We start from the raw sequence: 7,187 nt of genomic DNA on the forward strand, positions 1-7,187 counted from the left end.
TCAACGGGCGCATCGTGCCGTTGACCTTCCAGCCCCGCAGTGGCGACCGCATCGAAATCCTCACGGCGAAGGTATCCGAGCCGAGCCGCGACTGGCTATCGGTGCACCACGGTTACCTGCATACCTCACGCGGCCGCGAAAAAGTGCGCGCGTGGTTCCGCCGCAGCGCCCATGACGCGAACCTCGTGGCTGGCCGCGCGACGCTCGAACGCGAACTGCGCCGGCTCGCGCTGCCCGATGCCGACCTCGCGAAGCTTCCCGCACACTTCAACCTCAAGACCCATGACGAGTTGCTGGTGGCGCTGGCGCTGGGGGAGGTCACCACCGGACAGGTGGCGCGCGCCCTCCAGGAGCGTGCGCCGGAACCGGAAGTCACCCAGTCGACCACGCCGGTGGCTTCGCGCCCCGCCCAGCACGATCGCGGCGCGCTCAGCATCGACGGCGTGGGTAACCTGCTCACCACCCTGGCGCGCTGCTGCCAGCCGTTGCCGGGCGACCCGGTGAAGGGCTTCATCACCCGCGGACGGGGCGTGTCGGTGCACCGCGCCGATTGCGCGAGCCTGGCGGCCCTCGCCCGCAAGCAACCTGAGCGGGTGATCGAGGTGAACTGGGGCAAGGTGGACGTCCAGGCCTACGAGGTGGACATCGAACTGCGCGGCTATGACCGAAAAGGCCTGCAAAAGGATGTCACCAACACCATCAGCAACACCGGGCCGCATATCGTGGCCTCGTCCAGCCGGGTGAATACGCGCACCGCCGAGGTGGAAATGCGCTTCACCCTCCGCGTGCGGGACTACGAGCAACTCTCCACCCTGCTGGGCAGGTTGGGGGCGCTTGCCAACGTCACGGATGCGCGCCGGCTGGGGTAAATACCCGGGCAGGCCTCCCTATCCGCCCGTTAAATGCCCCTTCGATGCCCCGGAGCTGCCATGGGCACGGGTGTTAAGCTTTCCGGAATGAATGAGACCCACCAGCGATGAGCGGCCGCGATTCCAAAGATGGCCGGCGTGGCCGCACGGATCCCGTCCTGGGCAGCCTGGACAACCTCGACGGCCCGGGTCCCGCCCCGGCACCCGACGATGGCTTGCCGCATTTCCGCGTGGAGGCCCCCGAGCGCCGGGTATATGGCGGCAATCCGCTGCCGCCGGGGCGCCAGCGTAAGCGCGGATGGCTGCTGCCCTTGTTGCTTCTGCTGGTGATCGGCGCGGGGACCCTGGTGTACCTGCAGCAAGACCGTCTGCGCGGCATGCTGCCCGCCACCGAGCTCAACGACACCCTCACCATGGCCGACCAGGCCCTGGCCGCCGGCAAGCTCGACGGCAGCAATGGCGACAGTGCCCGTGAGTTGTACGAAAAAGTACAAGCCGCCGAGCCCGACAATGACCGTGCCCGGGATGGCCTGCGCAAGGTGGGCCAGGCCGAGGTGGCCCGCGCCGACGCCGCCCTGAATGCCGGCAACGTGGACGAAGCCGATGCCGCTACCAACGCCGCCAACGAACTCCTCGGCGGAGGAAATGACATCGAGCGCCTGCGCCAGCAGATCAGCCGCGCGCGCAACCCCAGTGCCCAGCAGGGTTCGCTGGTGGACCAGGCCCAGGCGGCGCTCGACGCCGGCAAGTTCGATGGCCCCGATGGCGCAGGCGCGCTGTACCGCAAGGTGCTCGACGGCGACCCGAACAATGCCGTGGCCACACGCGGCCTGGACAAGGTAGGCGATGCGCTGGCGGCCCAGGCTCGCCAGGCGATCGCCGCCAACGACCGCAAATCGGCCAGCGGCATCGTCGAGCGCCTCGCCGCCGTCGTGCCCAACTACGGCGACCTTCCTTCCCTGCGTGCCTCGCTGGCTGAAACTCGCAAGCAGGACGACCAGGCCACCGCCGGATTGCTCAGCCAGGCCGCCGACAACGTGCGCTCGGGAAAGGTGGCAGGTGACGGCGACGATAACGCCCTGGCGCGCTACAAGGCCGTGCTTGCGGTCGATCCGGACAACACACAGGCCAAGGCTGGCCTTGGCCAGGTGGCCCAGGCGCTTATCGTGCAGGCCAGCGCCGCGCAGGATGCCGGCGACAACGACCAGGCGCGCAAGCTGCTGGACCAGGCAGCGACGCTGGCTCCCAAATCCGCGGACCTCGCGGCTGCGCGCGCCCGCCTGGGCGATGGCCATGCGGCCGCGGCCGGTGTCGCCAACGATGCTGCCAGCAGTGACGACACCGCACCGGCCCAGCTTTCCGTCACGCCAGAGCAAAAGGCCCAGGTAGCCGACCTCGTGCGCCGGGCGCGTGCTGCCACGGCCAGGGGCGACATCATGACGCCGCCGGCCGACTGCGCGTACGACCTTTACCGCAACGCCCTGGCCATCGACGGCAACGACGCGGCCGCCCGCAGCGGCCTGCAATCGTTGCCTGGCGTAGTGCAGAAGCAGTTCGAGACGGCCATGTCCAACGGCAATCTGCGCCATGCGGGTGACTTGCTCGACACCATGGCCGACCTCGCCCCGGGCGAGCCCGGGCAGGCAGGCCTGCGCCAGCGCCTGGCCAGTGCCCTGGTGGACCAGGCGCAGCAGCGCGGCAACGCAGGCGACCGCGAGGGTGCCCGGCAGTCGCTGGATGCCGCGCGTCGTCTCAATCCAGACGACGCACGCCTTCCCGATGCCTATGCCCGGTTGCAGTCCGGCCGCTGAGCATGAAGATCCTCGTCCTGGGTGCGTCCAGCCAGATTGGACGGTTCTTGTTGCCGCGCCTTCGTGCGCGCGGCGATGAAGTCGTGGCCGTGAGTCGCTGGCAACATGCCGATTCCGACGGCCTTACGTGGCTGCGCGGCGAGTTGCCCGATCGCATGCCCGACATCGCGCACGTCGATGCCGTGATCTGCTACGGCCCCATTATCGTGTTGGCGCCGTGGCTTGCCAGCGGCGCCGCACCCGGTGTCACCCGCGTGGTGTGCACCAGTTCGATGAGTGCGCAGAGCAAGCTAGACTCCCCGGATGCCGTCGAGCGCGAGTTGTCCCGCAGCCTGCGTGACGGCGAAACGATGCTCGCGGCAGCATGCGAGGCGCGGGGGATTGCCTGGACGGTTCTTCGGCCCACGCTGGTGTATGGCGCCGGCATCGACAAAAGCCTGTCGCCCATCGCGCGTGGCGCCATGCGTGCACACGTGTTCCCGTTGCCGTCGGGACGTGGCTTGCGACAGCCGGTGCACGCCGACGACATAGCCTGCGCTTCCGTCGCGGCCCTGGATACGCCGGCGGCCGCGGGCCAGGTGATCCCGGTCGGTGGTGGTGAGCGGTTGACCAGTGGCGAGATGTTCGCACGCGTTCGCCGCAGCCTTGCCGTGGCCACTTTGCCGTTGCCCGTGCCGCGATGGCTGCTGGGGCTTGCCGCTGCTGCCATCCCGCGCGCGCGCGGTCCGATCTCCCGGCTGGATGTCGACCTGGTCGCCGACAACGAGCCATTGCTGCGCCTGCTGGGTGTGCGGCCACGGCCGTTCCTGGCCGACGGCGCCTGCTGGATGCCTTCGTGAGCGGTCGCCACGTCTGCGCCATCGTCGTTACCTGGCATCCCGACGCCGACTTGCTGCAACGCCTGGTCAGTGCGGTGGGACCGCAGGTGGCGCACCTGGTGGTGGTCGACAACGGCGGCACGCGATTGGCGGCGCGCGATGGTGTCACGCTACTCGCGCAGCCTGTGAACGCGGGACTTGCAGCGGGCTTCAATACGGGTATTGCGTTTGCACGCTCGGGCGGCTTCGACACGGTGCTGCTGCTCGACCAAGACAGTGAACCGAAACCCGGCATGGTCCAGTCGCTGATCGAAGTGCTTGACGGCGCGGGGAATGCCGGTACGTCCGTCGCAGCGGTGGGCCCGGTCTTCAAGGATGCCCGTGAAAAACATGTCGCGCCCTTCGTACGGTTCGGATTTCCACTGAACCAGAAGATCACCGCGGAGCACGGCCCTCCCGTGCCGTGCGACTTCCTGATCAGCTCCGGGTCGTTGATACCGCTGGCCGTGCTCGACGCCGTGGGCGAGATGGACACCACGCTGTTCATTGACAACGTCGACCTGGAATGGTCCTGCCGTGCGCGTGCCGCCGGGTACGTTCTGCTCGGGGTGCCCGACGCGCGCATGGGCCATCACCTGGGCGATGGCCGCAGCAACGTGATGGGCCTGGGCCGGGTGGTGGTGCATGGGCCCACAAGGCTGTACTACATCATGCGCAACCGCGTGCTGCTGTACCGGATGCCGCACGTGCCGCGCACGTGGGTGGCGCAGGACCTGCTGCGATTGCCGGTGAAATTCCTGATTTTCGCGTTGTTGGTGGGGCCGCGCGGGCGCAACATGCGCGCCATGCTCAAGGGCCTCGCCGACGGCATCCATGGGCGCACCACGGCGTGTCCGCCCGGGTGAAATACCCGCGTACGCCACCGGGCAGCCATCGTTCGTTCAGATCCCTGCCGGCCTGCCATGTCTATCATCGGCTGGTGCATTGAAAGAGGAACATCCTGCCTTGGCTTTCTTTTCCCGACTCGGCGCCCTGTTTCGCGCGATCTGGCCCTGGATCCGCATTCCCGTATACATCGTGCTGGGCGTGCTCTTCGGCTTCCTGCTGCCCTACACGCTAGTGCTCAATTCCCGCGTGCAGGAGCAATTCAACGACCTGGTGTTCGCCGTGCCCACGCGCGTGTACGCGCGGCCGCTTCCGCTGGCCCAGGACACCGCGATGAAGCCGGCGGCACTGGAACTGGAGCTTACCTTCGCCGGATACTCGAACGACGGCAAGGGCCAGGTGCCGGGCACGTTCGCCCGCAACGGTTCGACCTATGTCATCGCTTCGCGCGGCTACGCGGGTCCGGACGGCGGCGAGATCGCCCACCGCATCCGCGTGGTGCTGTCGCAAGGCCAGGTGGATTCGATCACCGACATGGCCACCAGCAAGCCGCTGGACGGCACCCACCTGGATCCGGCGCGTATCGCCACCCTGTACGGCGCGCAGGCCGAGGAGCGCCGCATCGTGCGCCTGGGCGACGTGCCGCCGCTCCTGATCGGCGGCTTGCAGGCGGTGGAAGACCGCGACTTCAAGCATCACTTCGGCATTGATTTCTCCGCCATCCTGCGTGCCTCGTTCGCCAACCTGCGCGCCGGCCACACGGTGCAGGGCGGATCCACCCTTACCCAGCAGCTGGTGCGCAACCTGTTCCTGGACCGCAGCCAGAGCATGATGCGCAAGCTCAACGAAGCGATCCTGTCGGTGCTGATCGAAATGCACTACGACAAGAGCCGCATCCTCGAGGCTTACATCAACGAGGTGTTCCTGGGCCAGCAGGGCGACCAGGCGGTGCATGGATTTGCCGCAGGCGCGGAGTTCTATTTTGGTCGTCGCATGGAAGACCTCCGGCCGCAGGAGGTCGCTCTTCTGGTGGGCCTGGTGAAGGGGCCCAGCTACTACGACCCGCGCAGGTATCCCGATCGCGCCATCGCCCGCCGCAACCTGGTGTTGCAGCAGTTCCGCGATACGGGCCTGCTCAACGACGCAGCCTTCCTTGCCGCACAATCCGCGCCACTGGGGCTGGCGAGTAACGCACAGTTGCCGCACAACCGTTTCCCGGCGTTCATGCAGCTGGTGCGCACGCAGGTCACCGCCGACTTCGACGAGAACGCCCTGCGCAACGGCAGCCTGTCGATCTTCACCACGCTCGATCCCGCCGCCCAGCTCTATACCGAGCAATCGCTGCTCTCCACCATGAACAGCCTGGGCAAGCGTGGCGCGGCGGCGCAAGGTGCCGCGGTGGTGACGGACGTAGCCACCGGCAGCGTGCTGGCGGTCGTCGGTAGCCGCGATCCGGGTGACCAGGGCTTCAACCGCGCACTGGATGCGCGCCGGCCGATCGGCTCGCTGGTGAAGCCCTTCGTGTACCTGGTGGCACTAGCCGACCCGCAGCGCTGGTCGTTGGGCAGTACGCTGGACGACACGCCGGTGAATATCCGCCAGCCCGATGGCACGCCGTGGACGCCGAAGAACGACGACAGGGAAATCCACGGCCAGGTGCGGATGATCGATGCGCTGGCCAACTCGTGGAACCTGGCCACGGTGCACCTGGGGCTGGAAGTGGGCGTGCCGCGTATCAAGGCGTTCCTGGAATCGTTCGGCCTGGAGGACGTCAATCCCAGTCCGTCGCTGCTGCTGGGCGCGGTAGACCTCTCGCCTTTCCAGGTGGCCCAGCTGTACCAGTACATCGCCGCCGACGGCCACGCCCTGCCGCTCATCGCCGTGCGCGGCGTGCTGGACGCCCAGGGCAAAACGATCAAGCGCTATGAAGTGAAGCCCGGCAATGGCGAATACCAGTCGGCCGCGCGCCTGGTGACCTGGGCCATGCAACAGGTGGTCAGCCGCGGCACCGCGCGCGCCATCGGCGAGTCGAGCCTGAGCTGGCTTCACGCCGCCGGCAAGACGGGCACTTCCGACAGCCAGCGCGACAGCTGGTTCGCCGGCTTCACCGGCGAGCACCTGGCCGTGGTGTGGATGGGCCGCGACGACAACAAGCCGACGGGCCTGTACGGCGCCACCGGCAGTCTGAAGGTGTGGGGTGAGCTCTTCCGCAAACTGCCCACCCGCCCGCTGTCGACCAATCTGGCTCAAGGCCTGGAACTGGGCTGGATCGACCCCGCCACCGGCAAGCGTACCGACCCCAGTTGCCAGGGTGCCCGCCAGCTCCCGTTTGCCGCCGGCTTCCAGCCTGAACAGCAAGAGGGATGCTTCTGGCAGCAGTTCAGAGGTATGTTTGGCAGTGGCGACGGCAATTCGCCTGCCTCTTCCACTACTGCCCCCATTGCGGATTGACCATGTTTCGAGCTTTTGCCGTACGTTTGCCTCACGTTGGGGCCACGATCGCCGTAGTTGCGCTCGCTGCCTGTACCCAGCCCAGCCCCCCGTCCAACCAGTCGACCAAGGCACCGGCCCCTACCTACGACATCGTGGCGCAGATCCGCGCCGCCGGTGAGCGCGACAAGTCGGCCATCGAAGTGGCCCCGCTGCGCGATCCTGGCGTGACCGGCCTGCAGGATGGCGCCTCTTCCGACGAGCGGGCGCAGCAGTACGACGCCGCCGGCGCCAAGCTTGATTCAGCCCTGAAAATCGCCGGTGACGCTCCCGACCTGCTGCAGGATCGTGCCGAGATCTATGTCCGCCAGCGC

5 protein-coding genes and 1 pseudogene are annotated in these 7,187 nt (G+C 67.6%); all 6 read left to right on the forward strand.

The annotated features are described in order from the left end of the window. A partial coding sequence (locus VK519_RS06390) for an ACT domain-containing protein (RefSeq protein ID WP_324348343.1) occupies positions 1-869 on the forward strand: 869 nt, incomplete at its 5' end. 107 nt (positions 870-976) lie between these two features. Beyond that, positions 977-2,680 (forward strand): tetratricopeptide repeat protein, encoded by a 1,704-nt coding sequence (locus tag VK519_RS06395; protein WP_324348344.1) that lies wholly within the window; start codon positions 977-979, stop codon positions 2,678-2,680. Between the two features lie 2 nt (positions 2,681-2,682). Continuing rightward, positions 2,683-3,519, forward strand: a complete 837-nt coding sequence (locus tag VK519_RS06400; protein ID WP_324348345.1) for an SDR family oxidoreductase — start codon at positions 2,683-2,685, stop codon at positions 3,517-3,519. Next, positions 3,516-4,403, forward strand: coding sequence for a glycosyltransferase family 2 protein (locus tag VK519_RS06405; protein WP_324348346.1), 888 nt, complete (start codon positions 3,516-3,518; stop codon positions 4,401-4,403). The genes VK519_RS06400 and VK519_RS06405 overlap by 4 nt, the downstream gene beginning before the upstream one ends. A gap of 100 nt (positions 4,404-4,503) precedes the next feature. Continuing rightward, positions 4,504-6,834 (forward strand): penicillin-binding protein 1B, encoded by a 2,331-nt coding sequence (gene mrcB / locus VK519_RS06410; protein ID WP_324348348.1) that lies wholly within the window; start codon positions 4,504-4,506, stop codon positions 6,832-6,834. A gap of 2 nt (positions 6,835-6,836) precedes the next feature. Continuing rightward, a pseudogene (locus VK519_RS06415) lies at positions 6,837-7,187 on the forward strand (tetratricopeptide repeat protein); the annotation flags it as partial.

The organism is Pinirhizobacter sp. (genome assembly GCF_035317885.1).
Classification (GTDB): Bacteria; Pseudomonadota; Gammaproteobacteria; order Xanthomonadales; family Rhodanobacteraceae; genus Pinirhizobacter.

Excerpts from the sequence above, each read along its gene's own strand:
- VK519_RS06395 (WP_324348344.1), top strand. The coding sequence starts at position 977 with ATGAGCGGCCGCGATTCCAAAGATGGCCGGCGTGGCCGCACGGATCCC.
- VK519_RS06400 (WP_324348345.1), top strand. The coding sequence starts at position 2,683 with ATGAAGATCCTCGTCCTGGGTGCGTCCAGCCAGATTGGACGGTTCTTG.